We start from the raw sequence: 20,701 nt of genomic DNA on the forward strand, positions 1-20,701 counted from the left end.
AGATGAAGGATTTTAAATGGAGATGGCAAGATACACTGATTGTGATATTAGGTTTAGCTTCATTAGCTTATGCTTTAATCAATTATGGCAAGCTGCCACAGGAGCTGCCCGCGCAGTGGGGAATTTCGGGTAAAGTCAACCGGTATTGGGATAAAAACATAGCTATTTTTATGTTCGGAATCCTGGGTATTGTGCTTCCGCTGATCATGCAATTCACACGTAGCATCGATCCTAAACGGGAAAATTATAAGAAGTTCGAAAATGCCTATGCTATGAGCAGACTCGCCATTGGGGTGCTTTTTAATCTCATGCTCGTGCTCACGGTTGCTTACGGTCTGGGTAAAGATATTAATGTGGGTAAAATTGCTATAGGAGCCCTAGGAGTGATGTTTATTGCGCTCGGCAACTACATGCCACAGGTAAAAGATAATTATTTGTTCGGTGTTCGCACAGCATGGACGCTCTCTAGCCCAGAGGTGTGGCGAAAAACACATCGTCTTTCCGGAAGAATGTGGATGATCGGCGGGTTGCTTATTTTTGGGGGAGCCTTTTTGAGCGGCGTCTTGTCTCAGACCCTTATTATTACAGCTCTTGTACTTGTTATTCTCGTTCCTGTTCTATACTCTTGGATCATTTCACGTCAGTTAAAATCGTGAAGCCAATACACTAAGCCGTCGACTCAGGTCGTCGGCTTGTTCTGTTATTTGGAACTTCCGGTCATTATGCTGCTCACCTTTACTTCCCTCGTATTCTGCCAACACTCTATACTCCCGCAGAAGCTCGTTCCCTGAGGCAATACAGCTTATGGCCTCCATTCGATTCCCTTCCGCTAACTTTTTCCGGCCCATCATAAGCATGCCTTCAATCCCTTTGACCCACTTAACAGAGTTGTATTTATCAAGCTGAATACTTCGACGTATCCAATATAATGCAGCTCCCGGATCATCACTGTACATCCATCGTCTAGCCATTTCCCAGTTTAAACTTGCATTATCCGGAGAATATTGCAAACTCTGCTGGAGTATACTCACACTTTGTTCACCCGTAAGTAGCCTGGATAATGCTACAGCTGTTTTGGGAGTCTGGGGATTCCACGCTAGTGATTGCTCTAGCAAATCTACCTTCACCGAGGGATCAACCGTCTGAACTGCTTGCCGGTAGTACCTCTCTCCTTGTGCAGCCTGAAGAGACAATACAGATAGCATGAGACAAAGGCAGCAGGCGACAGTGATAAATAGTCGGCGGGGATATGGATGTGACAGGCTCGCGAATGCAGGGATAGTGGCGCCGAGGTTCGCGGATGCGTAATGAGTGGTGAGCAAACTTATGGACGTAAAGCGGGTATTCGCAGATTGATGTTTCTGCTCATATTCAGACAGGGCAAGTGCTGGCAGCCAAAAAAGCAGCAGCCAGATTAATCCGTAGCTCCAGTCAAAATCGACTGCGCTATGCATAACGATAACCAAAAATGGCGGCAGCAGACGCGGCGATCTCTTAGCCAGCAGCCAGCCTGCTGCTAGCAGCATAAGCAGTATGGCTGCCAGGCCGACAAATCCTAGGTTCAACAGGATGTCGAGATAACCGTTATGCACTTGGCTGCCAACATAAGGGCGAGATTGGGCGGCGAGGTATGAACTCCGCCAAGTCTCACCCCCGCGCCCCAGCCAAGGTGCCTCTACCGCCAGCCGCCAGGCGTCGCGGTAGAACAGACCACGCGCGGATACCGTCGATGACGGTCCGGTGATCCGCTCGCGCACGTGCAGGAGGACGGCGGTGCCCGCCGCCGTCCAACCTGCTGCCGCCAATGCCAGCATGGCGGCTCGGGCAATGCCCGCCGCGCTGCGCTGGCGGCGGCACAGCCATAGGCCGGCTAGCAACGCGCCGGCCCAAAGCCCGGCCAGCAACAGCAGGCCGGGCAAAGGCTCTACCGCCAACCCGGCACGGGCCAGTTGGCGGTAGAGCAGCGCCGCGGCGACCACGGGCGCGGCGCCAGCGGCAAGAAGCGGCGCGATGAGCTGCCGCTTCCAGAGCAAAACGGCGGCGCAGGCGCAAGCCGCCGTCAGCCACGCGCCGCGCGACTCGCTGAGGAGCAGCGCGGCGGCGCACGGAAACAGCGGCAGCAAGCGCAGCAGCGCAGCGGCCGTGCTTCGCGGTTCTCGCCGCTCCAATCTATCGCATCCTTCCACACTCTTCTGAGGTCTTTCATAATAAGCAGCGACAGCAAACAGCCGCTCCAGTAGAAAAACAGCCATCACAGCACCAAAGGCATTAGGATATTCCATCACCCCTGCTAATCTGGCACCTGTAATGCTTACTTCCGATGAATTGCTGTAAGCTATAGCGAAAGGTAACTCTACCACCCCGCACACTGCCAGCAAAGCACTTATGCTTAAGAATATGCCCAAAATAGACCACGCAGCAATGATAAGCTGACGCCCCACCCGATTCAACGCGCAAAAACAAACCAAAAATGCAAAGCTAGCATACAAGCCCCACCGTAATATTTCATTCATTGTTCCCTGTGCCGAAAGAGGATCTCTTAGCCAATGAATCAGATAGAGTGATAGAACTATTAAAGGTGCAGTCAACATTATTTTCAAAGCTCTACGTACTCCACTTGCTCCCCCTGCGCTACTTCTCCACTTGCCTACTCCAATGTACAAATAAAGCAAAGCCACAGAACACATCACAAACCATAGGGTCAGAAAGAGATACATCTCCTCTGTAAAAAAAAATCCACGCAGCAAACAAGCTCCTACTCCGGCTGCGATGACTAAGGCTGCACTAAAATATACGATTATTGAATCCAGACTCCGCTCTCTGTTAACGCTTCCCATTTAGATACCCCTATATTCGTTAAGTTATCTCTATCCTTTCCACATTTCCCCTTCGCAAAACTAGAATGCAAAAAGGACGATACCTCTCCACGAAGGAGCTGTACCGTCCCAATTCTCATCAAAAAAGCTATATAGTTGCAAAAAGTACAACTAACCTCTGATATTCGTTACTGCATCCTAGTGTAATTGCATAATGTACAACTATTTTTCGAGAATTCCGCCGGATGGGGAAAATTGCTCGTGCTATCCCTCCACCGAACTTTCACTCGGAAGCAGGTCAGCACATACGCGCTCAAGGTAAGGTTTCGCCCCTATAAAATCACGGAATGCGGTGTATTCACGCCATTTGACGGAGTTATCACCACCCGAGCTTTTAACTGCGCGGATTAAAATATTCTTCGGTGTATTCTCCATATCGATGAATTCCAGCAGCTGGCTGCTATAACCCATCATATCGAGCAATTTGGCACGGATAGCATCCGTAGCCAAGGCAGAGAAACGTTCCTTAAGTATCCCATGTGAAAGCATCGGACTCATTACTTCATTCTCAATCTGCGCGAACAATTCATGCTGACAGCAAGGCACAGACAAAATGACGGAGGCGCCCCAACGTACTGCTTTTTCGAGTGCAGCATCTGTAGCTGTGTCACAAGCATGAAGCGTTATAACCATATCTACCTGATCCAGCTCATCGTACTCGGCAATGTCACCCACAAGGAACTTCAGGTGATCATAACCGATTTTCGCAGCAAGCTCATTACAATGCTCAATTACATCCGCTTTCAAATCAAGTCCAATAATATTAAGCTCCCGCTTCTTGCGGACGGTCAGATAGTGATAAAGAGCAAAGGTCAAATACGATTTACCACATCCAAAATCAACAATCGTTAATGGCCGTCCCGTTGGCAGATCGGCAAGCACATCCTCAACCATCTCCAAAAAACGGTTGATCTGCCGGAACTTATCGTATCGCTTGGCCAGCACTTTTCCTTCTCTGTTCATTATGCCAAGCTCCACAAGAAATGGCACAGGTTCTCCATCCTCCAGCACATAACGCTTGCGGCGGTTGTGTGCCAGATCCGGCTCTTCTTTTTTACTTGGAGACTTGGTAAGGATGGATACTTTGAATTTTTTGCTAATCAGCACCTGATAATCCGCTTCCACCGTGCATAACAAGCCTTGGCGATATGATTCTCTAAATAAAAGAGTCATGTCCTCCGCTGCTAATTCTGCCGGTACGTTGCGATGTTCAACCTTTGTACCAATATAGGACGCAAACTGATAATGCAACTTACCTTTTAGTTCGACAGGTTTAATCTGTACCTTCGTACAGGTCTCCCCTTTGTAACGTACTTGGCTTAAGGTAGCCATAATCAAGGTACGGTCATTAATCAGTTGTTCAATAAGAGCTTTTAAAGATTCCACAACGCACATCTCACTTTCGGGATTAAAAATGGAGAATCTATGTCTCCTAACCATCATCGTTCCATTATATCACGGCTCTACAAGAGGTAGCCTATCAGGGCTTCACATGCAGCTCTCCACTAACAATAGTTATTGCCCGGCCAGACATCTTAATCTGATCTTTGCTTACCTCAAGTTGAAGTAAGCCTCCTCGTTCGGAAGCTTGATAAGCGGTCAACTGCGTACGGTTAAGTCGACTAGCCCAGAAAGGTGCTAGCGCAGTATGCGCTGAGCCTGTGACCGGATCCTCATTTACCCCCATCTTCGGTGCAAAGAACCGTGACACACAATCAATGCCTTCGATGGAGCTTTCTGCAGTAACCGCAAAGGCTCGCTCTTCAAGCCGGGATAAAGCCCCAAAGTCTGGGCTAAGTTCGCGAACTAGGGATTCCTGATCAAGCCGTACAAGTACATTGTCAGCATATAGCATAGTTTCTACCACATTTGCTTCTGTAATACCAAGTGCTTCTATAAGAGCCGGAATTGTAGGAGAAGACTTAAGCTCATAAGGCGGGAAGTACAGTGAGATGAGGTCATCCGCACGAGAAGCTCTAAGCAACCCACTGCGTGTATAAAATCTAGCTTCCACCTCTGGATCCAGCAATCCCACCTCCCATAATATATGTGCACTCGCTAGAGTAGCATGGCCACATAAATTAACCTCAACCTTGGGCGTGAACCAGCGCAGGCGATATCCATCATTCTCCGGCCAGAGAAATGCCGTCTCTGACAAGTTCATTTCTGCTGCTGTCTTAAGCATAAATGCCTCGTCGACTGGATGCTTCAGCAAGCATACTGCTGCCGGATTTCCTGAATATGCTTTTCCTGCAAAGGCATCGATAATAAATAAAGGGGTATTCATTAGGCTTCCGACTCCCTTCGAACTTCTGTGATCCGGCGCCACTCTTTCCATCCTTGTTCCACTTCATGGATAGGAAGCGAGCCTTGTTCCAATTCTTCCGGTGATTTAAGCAGCAGCCGTCTGTACAGCTCATCACCTTCCAGTGAGACATCTTCCCCCTGCTCCCATAGTCGATACAGACTGTCCTCCGCTTTACTATAATGTCCGATTGACTCCATATAATCTAGAAGCAGCCGTTCCGTCTTGGCTGGAAGACGATACGCTTTGACTTCCTCCAGAAGTTCATTAATATCCTCTGTCATCTGCAGCATTTCTCGATCAGCGCCGTGCAAATCTGCGTACAAATATAAATGCAGCGATCTCATACTTCTGAATAGTGCCGCGTCATGATCGCCATTTGCAGCATAAATGCTGCCCTCTTCCTTAAGTAGCTTAGCTACACCTTGAAGCTTATCTGACTCCAATACACCATTAAACCGGAACATATCTATAATATCTTCTACAGATAGTGAATTTAAAAGACGTGAGTTCAGCGGAAAATGTCGGTTCAATAGCTCATCAATTTCCCATAAGGCTTCCGTTGTCTTCCGCTCTTGCTTCAGCGTTAGAACCTTTGCAACCATCGCCGTCATATCTTCAATCATTCGGACAATATAGTCTCTTCGGAACATGAACTTCCCCCTTTTCCATACTGTAACTGTGAAGCTATTGTATCTAGGTATTATATGTGTTTTATTCATTTATCTTAAACCATTGCACTACGCTATGCCACTAAAGCAATTCCGGGAAAAATAATGACTAGAATCCTTCTACTTATTGACATTAAATGCCGTGCCTCATTAGCGGCGTAACAATCATAGCTATTGCCGGATTGGGAATCCGTAAATTTCAATAGTCTCCTAAAAAAGAGGCAGCCCACGCCAGTTACTTTGACGCGGAGCTGCCTCTTTTTGAATTATTATTTCAGCGATCACGAATGGCTGTTAATACTAACCGTAGCTTGGGTGAATTCCCTGATAACCTCAGCTAACCGTTCAGGAGCTTCAAAGAGGCTCATGTGGCCCGCTCCAGAAATCGTAGCTTGCGTTATATTTGGTTTATCCGAAGTAAAGGTGCGCTCCGCAGGAATCAGTCCATCCTGCTCGCCAGCAACAAGTAGTACCGGCAACGTGGTAGCTGTGATCACATCACGTCGATCTGGACGCTCGCGCATCGCCAGTGCAGCTCCCGCTGCTCCTTGTGGAGGCGTTTTGTAACCAATTTCTTTGGCTCGCTCCAGCAGCTGTGGTGATGCAGTAGCGGTTGCTTTAGCAAAAATTCCTGGGACGAAGCTGTCCACAAAAGGAGTAATGCCTTCATTTTGAATCCTGCTGACACTTTTCAATCGATTCTCCCGAGCTTCTTCACTATCCGGATATGCAGTAGAATGGATTAATCCGAAGCCCTTCAATCGAGAGGCATACCGCTGTGCGAACGAAAGTGTAATATACCCACCAAGAGAATGTCCCAGCATGGTGCATTCAGAAATTTCTAGTGTATCTAACAAGCCCAGAACATCGTCTGCCATTTGTTCAATAGTATAAGGGCCTAGTGGAGCCTCTGAAGCTCCATGACCACGTAAATCGGGAGCAATCACTCGGTAGTCGCTGCTTAAGATGGGAATGATTTGTTCCCAGTATTCAGCACTTCCGCAAAAGCCATGCAGTAATACAATAACCTCGCCTTTCCCCTGATCACTGTAGCAAATATTGCTTCCGTCACAACGTACTCTTTCCATGGCTGCTTCCCTCTTTCCAAAATACTAAGATATATTAACTAATATCTATTATTAAGCAAAACAGCTCTCCTTGAAACCGGATCCTATTCTTAACGCCCAATTCCAAACCCTTTTGCTGCTGCGGCGGCAATTTGTTCGGCCATAACCATAACTCTATGTAGTGGAGTCGTCTGCAGCGTCCGATAGGGCTTGGGACCATTGATATCTACAATCGCCGCCAAGCTATAATGCCCCACTGCGGGAAGGCATACCCCCACCGATTGTGCTGGCTGAAGCGGCTCCTTCGAAACGAAGTAATATCCAAGAGCTATTGAAGGTCCTAGGCAAGCATCCACAGCAATAATGATATGCTCAGATGGAATCTCAGCGACTCTGGCCACCAAATTATCTGCATCGCAAGGAGATGGCAACGTACCGATTACGTGTGGAAAGCCATATTCCAGAAGTTTGCTGCCTGTTAGTGGACCGAGAGCATCACCTGTAGATCGATCCGTTCCGATACACAGAAAGGTAACTTTCTTAGCTGAATGCAGCGCTGCAATTTCCATAAAAAAGGACACCAATCCTACATCGTCCACTTTGCTTCGTTTACCGCTTCCCTGTTCTCTAATTGCCAATACCTTTCCTCCCTTCGATGATATTTTTGATTTCATGCCTTTAATTTAACATGATTTCTGTGAGCCCGACAAAAAAATGGTGATCAAGCTCACAATCATGGTAAAATACATGAATCAGTGTACAGAAAGGATGTTAATAACCCTATGGATTTAACACAACCTAGTCAGGAAAATGTTGAATATATGATCGAGGCCATCAAGAACAAACTGAAGATGGCAAGTGCTGCTGCAATGCAAGCCTCCGCTTTTTCAGTAGATAAATATGAAGATATCTTCGATGTCTATGAGGTAGCCATGGGCAGCGATAGACTCAGTATTTCTCAGGTGGAAGCGCTCGTCTCCGAACTCGGCCGTCTACGTCAGAAATAATTGTTCTTCGTTTACAAAAGGAGCCCCTCGCTGCGAATCCGAGATGGATGCGCAGCGAGGGGCTCCTTTTTAAGTTCCTATTTCATGAAATGAAGCTGAAATTCTGTATCTGCATGACCTACCCGTGTACCACCATCATTGTAGATCACACCTGAAAATGCATTACGCAGCTTTTCCAAAGTATTTTTCTGACTGTATCCAATCTGATTTAAAATCCCCTGTACAATAAGTCCCCACTCTTCTTCTGATCCATCCAGAATCTTGAAGGCAATGCCCAGTCGCTCGTGGCGCAACCCGAAGCAATATACCCCTTTAAATCCACCCTTAGCAATAATATTTTCATCTTCCAAAAGGATTGAATCAAGGCGTCCAGACCCAGAAACCATCTCCGGATGAGCATTCATGGCCGCAGTGATCGTAGTGACCGCTTTGCGAGTTGCCTCGTCAGCAATTAAATCAGGATTGGCTAATTTCAAATACGCAGTCGCCAAGGCTGTCAAAGGCATGGCAAATACCGGCAGACCGCATCCATCCGTACCTAGACCAATACTGTCTGGTGCTACACCAGCCATATAAGCAATCGTATCTATAATTTCACGCTGAACCGTTTGCTCCGGCTGAGAGTATTCTTCAAGTGGTAGTCCTTTGAGCTTACTATACGATAAAATCCCCATGTGCTTGCCCGCACAGTTATGATAGAACTTTCTTTTGCCCGCGCCGCGAATGGCATTCTCTCTACTCGTATAATCCAGTGGATAGCTAGTGGCACATATCATTTGTTGCTCATCGATCCCAATCTTGGAGGAAATACTCTCTAGCGCGGCAACATGGTAGCTCTCTCCTCGGTGAGAAGCAGTCATTAGGGCAACCTCTGCGGGTGTAAAACCATAATGCTCCACGATTCCTCCACGAATGCCTGGGATAGCCTGAAGTGGCTTGGCCGCAGAACGGGTAAAGGATACAAATTCAGGATCACCTGCATAGCCCTTTACGTTCCCGTGTTCTCCTACGATAGCAATATGTCCGCTATGGACACATTCCAGCAAATCTGACCGATATTCTCGTACTAATACTGTTTCCATGGTAACTCTCCTCTTTTCTCTTTGCTGCTCTATAACTCACAAGGATTTATTAGGATTCTACATTTAATAAATGCTAGAAAATAACCCCGTGCTCGGGGGATTTTTTGTACATCACAAACTCCCTTAAGTGTTAGTTCCATGAGGAATTCTACTCCTATTTTCATCATTCTTCAATCCTCTCCACACCAAGAAGATTTTAGAAACCACACAAAAACAATTCCATCAGCAATAAATCCTGAATGACAGGAACATAAATGAAGCTTTTAAATTAAAAAACCACTCCCGCATCAGATTCTTGCTCTTCTGAATAGGAAGTGGTTTTTATAGAATTCAGTACTGCTGTAGAGTGGGAGCGCAAATCGAACTAACCCTTACTTGCACCCGCGGTCAGACCGTCCACCAGGAATCGCTGAAGGAAAATGAACAGTAGCGTGACCGGGAGAGCAACCAGCACCGCTCCGGCGGCGAACAATGTGAATTCGGTCGAATTGCTTTGATTCACCATCCGGAAAAGCCCGACAGCGAGCGTTCTCGTCTCTTCCGTACGCAATACAAGGTCAGCGAATATGAAATCCACAAAGCAGCCATTAAATATCATAAGACTGGCATAGGTAAGCATCGGTTTGGACAGCGGGATCATTATAGAGAGAAAAACTTTCATATGACTCGCCCCGTCCATCCGCGCAGCATCTTCCAGACTTTTAGGAATAGTATCAAAAAAACCTTTAGCCACAAACACATTGGTGATAATGGCGCCACTGCTGTATACAAGCACAAGTGCCCAATGGGAATTCAGTAGCCCAAGCGTGTTCAGCAGCACGTAAACTGCAATCATAGCCATGAATCCCGGAAACATTTGCAGAACTAGAAGCGCGGTCAGTGTCGTTTTTCTGCCCGTGAACCGATAGCGAGAGATGGCATACGAAGTCAACAGCAGCAGAAAAGTGCCAAGTAGCGTAGACAGCGCTGCAACCTTTAGTGTATTCATGAACCAAATCAAATATTTAGTTTGCTCAAACAGTTCCTTGTAATGAATGAACGTGAAATTTTTAGGAATCAACGAGTCGCTGAACAAACTGTTTCCCGTCTTGAATGAAGACATAATAATCCAAAACGCTGGAAAAAGACTAATAAAACTGAGCACAATCAGTAGCAAATGGCTTCCAATCGTTTTAAACGCTTCTGACAGTTTTGGCTTCATGCAATCATATCCTCCTCTTTGTAGGATCGCGTTCGGCGGTAGCTCCAGATGGAGAAGGTCGCGACCAGCAGGAAGATGACAATCCCGATTACGGAAGCAAAGCTGTATTGCGATTGGTTAAGCGCCAGTTTGTAGAGCCAAGTCACCAGCAGATCGGTATGGCCCGCGTACTGGTAATCCGGATTAACCGGTTCTCCGTTGGTCATCAGGTAAATGACGTTAAAGCTATTAATGTTACCGGCAAACTGCATGATCAGGATTGGAGCAGTCGCGAACAGTACCATAGGCAGTGTAACCATGCGGAATTTGTAGAATGCCCCAGCACCGTCCACTTCAGCAGCTTCGTACATATCCCGTGGAATCGTTGTCAGTACCCCAAAAGCCAGAATCATGGTAACCGGAATTCCGATCCACATATTAGCCAGAATTACGGTGACCTTTGCCCAGAAAGGATTAGTCAGCCAGGCCACCCCCTCCAATCCCAAAGCTCTTACATAACTATTGATCGGTCCGAACTGATTATTGAACATATTACGCATGACGAGCAGAGAAATCATATTAGGAATAGCAAAGGGAACGATCAGCAGTGTACGCCAAAGCTTTTTCCACCGAACACGGGGCTGGTGAATAAGTACGGCGATGAGCACACCTCCAATATAAGTCGTCGCAGTAGCAATAATCGCCCAGATCAGTGTCCAAGTCAGCACTCCGCCGAAGGTTGAACTCCATACATCCAAACTTAGCATTTTATTAAAATTACCGAAACCCACCCATTCTACTAGATGCGCAGGCGGTAAAATCGGGTCGGCATAGTTCGTAAACGCCAGTAGCACCGAAAAAACAAGCGGCAATATCGTCAGAAAAACCACTGCCACAAAAGGAATCGCAAGTACAAGATAAGCGAAATTTCTACGCCCCATATGTCTGAGCGATTCACCGAATGAATGAATGGGCTCATTCCGGTCCCGCGCAGCTCCAACTAGAAAGGCATCCCTGATATTCAGTAAATGAAAAGCTGTATAAAACAGCAGCGCCAGCAATGACATCAGACCATTGATCATCATAAAAATGGAGTGATCGCCCTCCACCATCCGGGTTAATTTACCTACCTTGACCATACGGCTTGGAAATTCACCAAGTGTGATCAACCCCCGCAAATACCCCATTAGATCATGAGCAATAAAATAGATTCCAGCAGACCCCACCAGCAGGAATACTAATCCTTTCAGCCACTGTCGATTGAAGAACTGGCCCAGTCCCGGAATAATAGCCGAGAGTAGCGCTGCACCTGTTTTTTTGTGCATAGCTCAAATCACCTGTCCTTTACTTCGAATCCAGATCGGCCTGAATCGTTGATACAGTCTTATCGAGCGTCTGCTTAACATCAAGACCCGGATCGTTCCACAGGGATACAAATGCTGCCTTTAGCGGTTCCCAGACGGATTTGATTTCCGATAGCGAAGGCATCGGCACGGAGTGTTGGAATTGCTCGAAGAATCCACTTATAATCGGATCATCTTTGATTACCGGCGCTTCTCCGGCTTCAATGTTCGCAGGAATCGCACCCGTCATTTCAAAGTTCTTGAGCTGATTCTCCTTGTTGCTTGCAAAATGTGCGAACAGGCGAGCTGCGACCGGATATACCGTATAGGAATTGACATAATACGATTTAACTCCGGAAAAAGAAATGCTGTCTTGACCATCAGGTCCCTTCGGAAGAGGTGCCACTCCAAGGTTGATATGATCCTTGAACATCGCTATAGACCATGGCCCGTCGATGTTCATTGCCAGCTTGCCTTCCTGAAACAATTGGGTTTTAACGTCATAGGTGATATCTCCTGCATTCAATGGCAGAATTCCTTTTAAGCTCTGGAGAAAAGTAAATCCTTTGACGGTGCCTTCATTATTCAAGCCGATATCCTTGACATTCGTATTGTTGTCACCGTAAATGTATCCGCCGAAGCTGCCAATGAATGGATAGCTGTAATACCCGACGAATTCCCACATGATCGCAAACTTGTTCTCTTTCGGCTTATTGTACGTATTGGCAAAAGCGATCACATCATCCCAGGTTTTTGGAGCTTCGGATATCAGATCCTTGTTGTAGAACAGCGCATAGGTCTCCACCGATTTAGGATAACCGTACAGGATACCGTCATAAGTCGATGCCTGAATAGCTGTCTCCACCATAGTTGATTTCGTTTCTTCCTCAAACACATCATTTGGCAAAAGCAATCCCGCTTTGACAGCCTGACCGATCTGATCATGCGGGAGAGTCAACACATCAGCGGCTAGTTTGGACGGGCCATCTGTCGCCAACCTTGTTCCCTGATCGCCGCCCGCCATTTCCTCAACCTTGACAGGAACGCCGTATTCTTTTTCGAAATCAGCGGCTAACTGCTTCATGTACTCAACCTGCTCCTTGGCTTCCCAGACCGTTAATTCGGCCCCAGCTTCCGGTTTCAGCTCCTCTTCGGCGGGATTCGTCTCATTTGTAGTTCCCCCCGGCTCGTTCACTGTGGAATTCGGGCTTGAATTCGGCTGAGCCGTAGAGTTCCCATTGCCTGAACCGCAAGCCGTAACCGTCAATGCCAACAGCAGACTCAGGGTCAAACTAAATGATACCGCTTGCATTTTAGATCGTTTACTCTTCTTCATTTGCTCATCTCCCCTTTATTCATAAGTGATCAGACCTAACACGCATAGAAAAAGAGCATGCAAAAAAGGTACAACCTCATTTGCACAAAGTGCCGAGGTTGTACCTTTTAGGTAACAGTGCCTTTAATTTGTTTGCGTATTAAGAAAAATCAAGTTCGTTCGCCCTCATTCTATAATACCCATAATTTGGATTGCAATCAGAGTATAGATCCAAATGGGGTGATTTAATAGCACTTTTCTTGTTTTTCCTTATATTTTCTCCTTTTTTTAACTACATACTAAATATTCCATATTGTGAATTCATGTGAAATAATCTATTGCTTTAATCTTGAGGGGTATGATAAGATTCAGACAAAATTTAAAGGCAATGAAACCGCCAAGGGTTCAACCTCTGATTATCATGAGGTTGGCCCTTTTTTGCGTTTACATGCCGCGAAGGGATGGAAATTGATTATGATTCAACAAGAAGCCGTTTATCATCGCATGGGGCAGAATTGGTCATATGCCTACGATGAGTCTACACTGCATATTCGCATAAGAACAAAACGGGATAACGTGTCACAGATTGATCTTTTTTGCGGAGATAAATACGGTTGGGACAAAACCCATGAGGTTATTCCCATGCAGCACATGGCTTCTGACAGCTTATTCGATTATTGGCAGGCTGCGGTCCGTCCTGTTTATCGCAGACTCACTTACTATTTTGCACTTTATAACAAAGATGAGGTCCTTTATTATTTGGAAAAAGGCTTCTTCTCAGAGCCTCCAGTCATAATATATGAGGGCTTATTCGACTTTCCTTTCTTGAACCGTGAAGATGTACACTCCCCTCCAGCATGGGTGAAGGATGCAGTATTTTATCAAATTTTTCCGGAGCGTTTCGCAAATGGCGATCCTACTAACGATCCGGCAGATGTGCTGGATTGGGGCGGTACGCCGAGTCCCCGGAATTTCTTCGGAGGAGACTTGCAAGGTGTACTAGATCATTTGGATTATCTCTGTGAATTGGGCATTACCACCATCTATTTCAATCCTCTGTTTGAGGCAACCACCAATCATAAATATGATATAAAGGATTATTTCTTGGTGGACCCTCATTTGGGAACCAACGCTTTGCTAAAAGAACTTGTCGACGCCTGTCATTCCAAAGGGATCCGCGTCATTCTAGACGGTGTCTTTAATCATTGCGGCCATACCTTTCCGCCATTTGTTGATCTGCTCACCAACGGGCGCTCTTCCCGTTATGCCGATTGGTTTCATGTGCGTGAGTGGCCACCACAAGTCATCGACGGAATTCCCACCTATGACACATTTGCATTCGAGCCTATCATGCCAAAATTCAACACTGAGAATCCTGAAGTCAGAGATTATCTGTTGAACGTTGGTCGTTATTGGATTGAGGAAATCGGTGTAGACGGTTGGCGGCTTGATGTCGCGAATGAAGTCTCTCATACGTTCTGGCGACAATTCCGTAATACGATCAAAAGCATTAATCCAGAAGCCTATCTTGTAGGCGAAATTATGCATGATTCCTTGCCGTGGCTACTTGGCGATCAATTTGACGCCGTTATGAATTACCCACTAACCAATATTCAGATTAATTTCTTCGCTCACGGACAAATTAATGCTTCACAATTCTCTCTATCGATTGCTACTATGCTAGCAAATTACCCGCAGCAAATTACAGAGGCCACTTTTAATCTATTAGACAGCCATGACACAACTCGTTTCCTGACCCTTTGCGGTGGTGACATCCGGAGATTAAAACTGGCCGTTTTGTTCCAAATGACCTTTCAGGGAGCACCATGTATTTACTATGGCGATGAAATCGGTATGGAAGGTGAATATGACCCAGATAATCGTAAATGTATGGAGTGGGACATCCAGAAACAGAACAGGGAACTGTTCGAATACTATCGCTGGATGATCGGTCTTCGTAAGTCGCATACTGCGTTCCGTAGTAGCGGCTTTAAATCGCTGGATATCCCGGACCACCCAAGTCTGCTTGTATATGAACGGTGGGACGAACATAACCGCTTCTTAATCGTGCTCAACAATGAAGAGGTGTTAGTCGACGCCACCATTCCTGTACCCGGGATGGACGCTATATGGGTAAACCTAGAGACGCAGAAGCGAACAGAAAAATTCACATCATTACTACATCTGAATCTGCCCGAATTCGGCTATGCGGTATTCCAAGCTGTTAATAAATAGTCCATAACAAGAGCCCCTCGCCATCTACGCCTTGCTCATCAATTGTTTCAGCCTATACGCCAAAGTTTAAATACGAAGTAAGATAACTTATAAGGAGTGATTGGTGATGAGTAACGTAGAACATAAAGTAGAGCATGAAGTAGAAAACGGAAGCAACTTTTTCAAAGGCATCTTTATTGGTAGCTTAATAGGTGCTGCAGCAGCCCTATTATTTGCACCAAAGCCTGGTCGTGAAATGCGCAGTGATCTGTCCGATAAACTTACGCTTGCTACTGACAAAACCAAAGAAGTTGCTGGTGTCGTAACTGACAAGACCAAAGCCATTGCCACAACGGTAGGTGAAAAAGCAACCGATCTGGCTAGTACGGTTTCAGTCAAAGCCTCTGATATCTACACTACTGTCAGTGACAGCAAGCAGCAAATTGCCGCTACCCTTCAAGACGTAGGCAGCAAAATTGGTGACACTGTAAGTGAAGCCTCAAATAATGTAGCCTCTGATGTTAAAGACGCTTCTAAAGAAGTGGCTGACGAAGCCAAAGCATCCTCTAAAGAAGTCGCCGATGAGGCTAAAGATGCGAAAGAGGATGTTAAATCCTCCTATAAATCCAGTTACTAATCTGCGGCATAATACAGCTATCATTTCATCCGACAACAGCCAGCTGTCCGCAGCTGGCTGTTGTTTAGTTATACCCTATATAAAGTTTCATCTGATTGAATAGATCCTTAATGAATGCCCGATCGGGCTACAGAAAGCAGGGTGCTCCATGGGAGAATCAAATAGCCAAACAAAAGCATATGAAATTGATGAACATCCTTTCGAATTACGTCATGAGGTCAAACGCTTAAACAATCGTCTGGACAAGATTGCTGATTCACTAGAAAAATCAGAATTTAAGGACATCCTTGATAACTACTCAGATCCCAAAAAAAGAATTATCACAAACTTGATGGCCGGTATATCCCGAGGTCTCGGCCTATCTCTCGGAACGTTCGTAGTCCTTGGTGTTCTGGGCTACATTCTTAGCCTATTTCTTGATGTTCCCGTGATCGGTGAGTACCTTGGCGAGATCAAAAAATACATCGATGCGAACAGCTAACAACTGGGCTATCTATCGCCCATCTATCACCGCTCCCCCTTACCCCGCTTGTCTGTCTAATCCTTCAGGGTTAGCCGGACAAGCGGGGTAAGGGCGTTATGGAACACAAATAAAGGACATGCTATTCTCCAGGCACAGAGAGAGGCATGTCCTTATCGTCGAACAGTAGAATTCAAATCCAGGTAATGTATATTACACATAAAGGAGCTCAATAGGATGAGTTGGCCATAATCTGCTTTAACTTCTCAGTGGCCCGCTTCTGTATCCGTGAAACACTCATCTGTGAAACCCCCAGCTTCTGAGCAATTGCCCGCTGGGATTGACCATCTTGGAAGGCTAGCAGCAACACTTGCTGCTCTTGCTCCTTCAATTGTCCTAGTGCTTGCTGCAGATCCATTCGTTTCTCTACAGTCTCGTAATCGTTCGCATCAGAGCTGATAAGCTCCCCTAGCGTAGCTCCAGTCTCCTCTTGAGAAAGCGGTGAATCTAGAGATACGTAATGGTAACATTCTCTGCCTGCCAGTACTTCTACAGTTTCTTCAACAGACAGATCAAGATAATGAGCGATCTCATCGACCGCAGGAGAACGCTCAAGCTTCACTGTAAGTTCATCAATCGCGTGTTGAACAAGCGCTCCTTTTTCTTTAATCCGTCTAGGAACCTGTATGTACCAAGATTTATCACGCAAATAATTCTTCATATGTCCAATCATGCTTTTCATCGCATAGGGCTCAAAAGGGATTCCGAGACTGATATCATATTGCTGCAGTAACCGGATGAGCGCCATTTGCCCGACCTGATATAAATCCTCATACAAGTCGGGGCGATTACGGGAAATTTTCCCAGCAGCCATTTTCACCATAGGCTCATATTTCTGTATCAGCAACGTCGCCTGATCGTTATCCTTGGTCTGCTGATACTCCCAAATTTGGGTGACTGCTTCATTCATGGACTCGGGGGGAGTCACTTTGTCACTCATACTTTCTCCTCGCTAAAATTAAGGTGCTTCTTCAAAGTTACCACCGTCCCTTTTCCGGCTTCACTTACGACACTAACGTCATCCATCAACGCTTGCATTAAGTAGAACCCTAACCCGCCAACCTGAACGTCACTTAACTCCTTATCGTGCAGTGTCATACGTTCATTAGACTTGTCCAAGCCGTCAAAGCTCTCCCCTTCGTCTTTGACTGTAATGGATAAGGAGCTTTCCTCTACCTCAAAAATAACATCTACTACTCCGTCTTTTTGGCCATAAGCATATAATACTGAATTGTTACACGCCTCTGACACTGCCACTTTCATGTCTTCTATATCCTCATAGGTGAAACCCATTTTCGAGGCAATGCCGTATAAATTCAACCTAACAATATCCACATACTCTGCGCTAGCAGGCAACTGAAGAATTACTTTTTGCACATCATCACTCATTCTTTGTTCTATCCTTTCCTAGTGGGAATTCTCTTGGGAGGCAAAAAACTTGGAAATACCAGTCATGTCAAACAGCTTCTGAATTTGTGGAGGAACATCCTCAACCATAAACTTAACGTCCATTCCTTGTCTTGATTTCAGGATCGAAAGTAGAATACCAATCCCTGTGCTATCGATGTATTTTAATTCTTTTAGATTAATAACTAGATCTAGTTTGGTATCTCCCACAAGTGGCTCCATAACCAGGCGGAAATCGGAAGCAACTGATAAATCAAGTTCACCACTCAGGAAAACTGTGCATACATTCCCTTTGGTTTCTGTCTTAGCATGGAACTTGTTACTTTTATGCGTATTCATTAGACGATCTCTCCTGAACAAATATTTTCTATATTAATAACCTTAATGATATACCTTTGAATCAGATAACGTTAAAAAAACAGATTGGTAAATACTAGATTACGCTTGGAAAATAGATATATCAGGTTCTACTAATACATTGTCGTTGCTAGAATATCGAGAAATAATTTGTTTTATACTACTCATCTTCAGCGGTTTGCTGATGTAATCATCCATTCCAGAGGCCTTACAGCGATTCTGAATCCCTTCCATGACGTTCGCCGTCATTGCAATGATAATGGTCTTCTCGGCAGCAGGACCACCCTCTCGACGAATTTGAGCGGTCGCCTCTAAGCCATCCATCACTGGCATTTGAAGGTCCATAAAGATAAAATCATAAGGATGTTTAATCGCCATATCCACAGCCTGTTGACCATCTTCAGCCATATCGGCCGCATAGCCCAGCTTATCCAGCATGCTGACCATTAGACGCTGATTAATCGGATGGTCATCCACAACAAGGATTCTACTTCTCCCCTCTTGATTGGGAACAGGATGCGTGGATTCCTCTTCTTGATATCCACCTATCAAATCTTCTCCTGGCATGGATGCCTGAATCGTAAAGATAAAAGTGGCTCCTTTTTGCTCCATCGATTCTACCCGAATTTCTCCGCCCATCATTCCGACAAGAGATTTACATATAGCTAGTCCCAGACCTGTTCCCCCATATTTCCGTGTCATGGAAGAATCAAGCTGCGAAAAGGGCTCAAATAATCGGTCACATTTCTCCGGAGAAATACCAATCCCCGTATCCATAATTGTGAATTCAACTTCCATCTTATGATCCGCAACACTCTTGATCGAGGCGACTAGATAGACCCCACCTTGATTTGTGAATTTAACTGCGTTAGCGATCAGATTAATTAGAACTTGGCGTAAACGAGCCATATCCCCATATAAAAGCCGAGGCAATTTCTGATCAATAAAATAAGCGAGCTCCAGGTTCTTCTTTCCCGCTTCTATCGAGAAGAGGCTGAACACCTCTTGAATACAATTTCGAAGTTCAAATAAGTGCTCTTCAACTTCCATTTTTCCGGATTCCATTTTAGTAAAATCAAGAATGTCGTTAATTACCGTAATCAACGTGTCGGCACTTTTCCGAATGATCTCCGAATATTCCTTTTGCTCAGAAGTAAGATCCGTCTCCATTAATAGATCGATCATGCCAACTACGCCGTTCATAGGTGTACGAATCTCATGACTCATCATAGCAAGAAATTCCGACTTTGCTTTAGAGGCAATCTCCGCCTCTTCTTTTGCCTTAATAAGCTCACTATTAATAATTTCCAGTTCTTTCGTCTTTTGCTGCAGCAGCATGGTTTGAGTCTGATGTTTCTTACTCGTGATGTACATTTCGACAAAGCCTTGTATCTTAGAGTTCAAAATCTGTGGAATGAACGGCTTGACCATATAATCAATAGCCCCTGCCGAATAACCAGCGAATAAGTGCTCCGCTTCCTTGCTGTTCGCAGAGATAAAAATAATGGGGATATCCTTTGTTTTTTCTCTGGCTTTGATCAATTTTGCGGTTTCGATCCCATCCATACCTGGCATCTGTACGTCCAGTACGATGACAGCAAAATCATACCTTAACAAACACCGCAGTGCCTCTTCACCGGAGGTGGCTTTGACTAGCTCGTAATGCTGGCTCTCAAGTACCGCCTCCAGCGCCAGCAAGTTTTCAGGACGGTCGTCGACTAGTAGTATATGAATTGGTTCTTGAAACCCCATAGGACCACCCTCCTTCATGCGTTATTTTATGTTACGGTATATTTTCTCCACTCTGTCTAAAGATTCATAGCAATCGCTATATTTCGTAAAGTGAATAGACTCTTTAGAGCCCAGAACAAGGATTCCAAAGCGACTGAGACTTTCATGAAACAACCCGTGAACATGATCACGAAGCTCATCATTGAAATAAATCATTACATTTCGGCAGAAAATAACATTAAATTCATTAAAAGAAGTGTCAGTAGCTAAATTATGTTCAGCAAAAATAATATTTTTGCGTAAATACGGTTGTAAAATGACTGAGTTATACTTCGCAGTGTAGTATTCGGAAAATGCCCGAGTACCTCCTGCCTCCAAATAATTCTTTGTGTATTGCTTCATTCTGCTAATATCATAAACGCCTTCCTTAGCCTGCTGTAAAGAACGCTCATTCATATCTGTGGCATAAATTCGAGCTTTATCATAAAGCCCTTCTTCATGTAGCAGGATGGCCATAGAATAAACTTCCTCCCCAGTGGAACATCCGGCATGCCAGATACGAATATAGGGATAGGTTCTTAACAAAGGAACTACCTTCTGGCGAAAAGTTAGAAATAATCCTGGATCCCTGAACATTTCAGTAACAGGAATAGAGAGACTGTAAACAAATCGTTCAAAACAAGCCCGATCATGCAGAACCTTCTCTTGCAGCGCGGATATGGTGAGTACATTCTCCGCATGAACATGATGCCAGATGCGTCGTTTTAATGAAGGCAACGCATAATTCCGGAAATCATAGCCATATAAACGGTGTACCCCATCAAGAAGCAGCTCAATCTCAATTTGCTCCAGTTCGTCACTTCCCGCCAGAACGGGCTGCTCCTCATATCCGTGTTCTATTGCTTTCATTGTTATCCCGACTCCCTTATCAACACGCCGTACTTTTGAAGAATGGCTTTTTGTTAGTTCTTTTAAAGTATTACCCCAAT

The 20,701-nt window shown here is 45.3% G+C and carries 20 protein-coding genes; 5 read left to right on the top strand and 15 right to left on the bottom strand.

The window, feature by feature from the left end:
* The first annotated feature begins 2 nt into the window (after window positions 1-2).
* Window positions 3-656: an SdpI family protein gene (locus tag NSQ29_RS30525; RefSeq protein ID WP_076285470.1), complete on the top strand. Its 654-nt coding sequence runs from the start codon at window positions 3-5 to the stop codon at window positions 654-656.
* On the opposite strand, the gene NSQ29_RS30530 is transcribed toward NSQ29_RS30525, so the two are convergent.
* From NSQ29_RS30530 to yyaC, 6 genes are all read right to left on the bottom strand, one after another.
* Window positions 645-2,837 (bottom strand): O-antigen ligase family protein, encoded by a 2,193-nt coding sequence (locus NSQ29_RS30530; protein WP_341126845.1) that lies wholly within the window; start codon window positions 2,835-2,837, stop codon window positions 645-647. The genes NSQ29_RS30525 and NSQ29_RS30530 overlap by 12 nt on opposite strands.
* 243 nt (window positions 2,838-3,080) lie before the next feature.
* A complete protein-coding gene (locus tag NSQ29_RS30535) occupies window positions 3,081-4,271 on the bottom strand; it encodes a class I SAM-dependent methyltransferase (protein WP_341126846.1) in 1,191 nt (396 codons plus the stop codon).
* A gap of 85 nt (window positions 4,272-4,356) precedes the next feature.
* Window positions 4,357-5,163: a PhzF family phenazine biosynthesis protein gene (locus NSQ29_RS30540; RefSeq protein ID WP_340972852.1), complete on the bottom strand. Its 807-nt coding sequence runs from the start codon at window positions 5,161-5,163 to the stop codon at window positions 4,357-4,359.
* The gene (locus NSQ29_RS30545) at window positions 5,163-5,834 is read right to left on the bottom strand and encodes a DUF6483 family protein (protein WP_341126847.1); all 672 of its coding nucleotides are present in this window, start codon (window positions 5,832-5,834) and stop codon (window positions 5,163-5,165) included. The genes NSQ29_RS30540 and NSQ29_RS30545 overlap by 1 nt, the downstream gene beginning before the upstream one ends.
* Window positions 5,835-6,133: 299 nt before the next feature.
* Complete coding sequence (locus NSQ29_RS30550) at window positions 6,134-6,940, bottom strand: alpha/beta fold hydrolase (protein ID WP_341126848.1); 807 nt, start codon at window positions 6,938-6,940, stop codon at window positions 6,134-6,136.
* Between the two features lie 89 nt (window positions 6,941-7,029).
* Window positions 7,030-7,557: a spore protease YyaC gene (yyaC, locus tag NSQ29_RS30555; protein WP_341126849.1), complete on the bottom strand. Its 528-nt coding sequence runs from the start codon at window positions 7,555-7,557 to the stop codon at window positions 7,030-7,032.
* 144 nt (window positions 7,558-7,701) lie between these two features.
* Between yyaC and NSQ29_RS30560 the strand changes: the two genes are divergently transcribed.
* Entirely contained in the window at window positions 7,702-7,926 is a 225-nt protein-coding gene (locus NSQ29_RS30560; RefSeq protein ID WP_042191840.1) for a DUF1128 domain-containing protein, read from the top strand.
* 77 nt (window positions 7,927-8,003) lie between these two features.
* Here the strand turns inward: NSQ29_RS30560 and NSQ29_RS30565 are convergent, their stop codons facing one another.
* The 4 genes from NSQ29_RS30565 to NSQ29_RS30580 all read right to left on the bottom strand — a co-directional run bounded on the left by NSQ29_RS30565 (window position 8,004) and on the right by NSQ29_RS30580 (window position 12,867).
* Window positions 8,004-9,008, bottom strand: coding sequence for an asparaginase (locus NSQ29_RS30565; protein ID WP_341126850.1), 1,005 nt, complete (start codon window positions 9,006-9,008; stop codon window positions 8,004-8,006).
* A gap of 364 nt (window positions 9,009-9,372) precedes the next feature.
* Entirely contained in the window at window positions 9,373-10,209 is an 837-nt protein-coding gene (locus tag NSQ29_RS30570) for a sugar ABC transporter permease (protein ID WP_341126851.1), read from the bottom strand.
* Window positions 10,206-11,513 (bottom strand): sugar ABC transporter permease, encoded by a 1,308-nt coding sequence (locus NSQ29_RS30575; RefSeq protein WP_042191843.1) that lies wholly within the window; start codon window positions 11,511-11,513, stop codon window positions 10,206-10,208. Before NSQ29_RS30575 ends, NSQ29_RS30570 begins: the two co-directional genes overlap by 4 nt.
* A 19-nt stretch (window positions 11,514-11,532) precedes the next feature.
* Complete coding sequence (locus tag NSQ29_RS30580) at window positions 11,533-12,867, bottom strand: sugar ABC transporter substrate-binding protein (RefSeq protein WP_339798623.1); 1,335 nt, start codon at window positions 12,865-12,867, stop codon at window positions 11,533-11,535.
* Window positions 12,868-13,320: 453 nt separating this feature from the next.
* Between NSQ29_RS30580 and NSQ29_RS30585 the strand changes: the two genes are divergently transcribed.
* The 3 genes from NSQ29_RS30585 to NSQ29_RS30595 all read left to right on the top strand — a co-directional run bounded on the left by NSQ29_RS30585 (window position 13,321) and on the right by NSQ29_RS30595 (window position 16,178).
* The gene (locus tag NSQ29_RS30585) at window positions 13,321-15,081 is read left to right on the top strand and encodes a glycoside hydrolase family 13 protein (RefSeq protein WP_341126852.1); all 1,761 of its coding nucleotides are present in this window, start codon (window positions 13,321-13,323) and stop codon (window positions 15,079-15,081) included.
* A gap of 106 nt (window positions 15,082-15,187) precedes the next feature.
* Window positions 15,188-15,697 carry a YtxH domain-containing protein gene (locus NSQ29_RS30590; RefSeq protein WP_340972861.1) on the top strand — a complete coding sequence of 170 codons (510 nt, stop codon included), beginning with the start codon at window positions 15,188-15,190 and terminating at the stop codon, window positions 15,695-15,697.
* Window positions 15,698-15,845: 148 nt separating this feature from the next.
* The gene (locus NSQ29_RS30595) at window positions 15,846-16,178 is read left to right on the top strand and encodes a DUF5665 domain-containing protein (protein ID WP_042191847.1); all 333 of its coding nucleotides are present in this window, start codon (window positions 15,846-15,848) and stop codon (window positions 16,176-16,178) included.
* Between the two features lie 208 nt (window positions 16,179-16,386).
* On the opposite strand, the gene NSQ29_RS30600 is transcribed toward NSQ29_RS30595, so the two are convergent.
* The 5 genes from NSQ29_RS30600 to NSQ29_RS30620 all read right to left on the bottom strand — a co-directional run bounded on the left by NSQ29_RS30600 (window position 16,387) and on the right by NSQ29_RS30620 (window position 20,621).
* Entirely contained in the window at window positions 16,387-17,157 is a 771-nt protein-coding gene (locus NSQ29_RS30600) for a sigma-70 family RNA polymerase sigma factor (protein WP_042131042.1), read from the bottom strand.
* Window positions 17,154-17,606 carry an anti-sigma B factor RsbW gene (gene rsbW, locus NSQ29_RS30605; RefSeq protein ID WP_042191848.1) on the bottom strand — a complete coding sequence of 151 codons (453 nt, stop codon included), beginning with the start codon at window positions 17,604-17,606 and terminating at the stop codon, window positions 17,154-17,156. Before rsbW ends, NSQ29_RS30600 begins: the two co-directional genes overlap by 4 nt.
* Before the next feature lie 18 nt (window positions 17,607-17,624).
* Window positions 17,625-17,963: an STAS domain-containing protein gene (locus NSQ29_RS30610; RefSeq protein WP_042131044.1), complete on the bottom strand. Its 339-nt coding sequence runs from the start codon at window positions 17,961-17,963 to the stop codon at window positions 17,625-17,627.
* A gap of 99 nt (window positions 17,964-18,062) precedes the next feature.
* On the bottom strand, window positions 18,063-19,733 hold the full coding sequence (locus NSQ29_RS30615) for a response regulator (RefSeq protein WP_339798630.1): 1,671 nt from the start codon (window positions 19,731-19,733) through the stop codon (window positions 18,063-18,065).
* A gap of 21 nt (window positions 19,734-19,754) precedes the next feature.
* A complete protein-coding gene (locus tag NSQ29_RS30620; protein ID WP_076300661.1) occupies window positions 19,755-20,621 on the bottom strand; it encodes a CheR family methyltransferase in 867 nt (288 codons plus the stop codon).
* Between the last annotated feature and the right edge of the window lie 80 nt (window positions 20,622-20,701).

The organism is Paenibacillus sp. FSL F4-0236, assembly GCF_038000135.1.
Taxonomy (GTDB): Bacteria; Bacillota; Bacilli; order Paenibacillales; family Paenibacillaceae; genus Paenibacillus_AQ.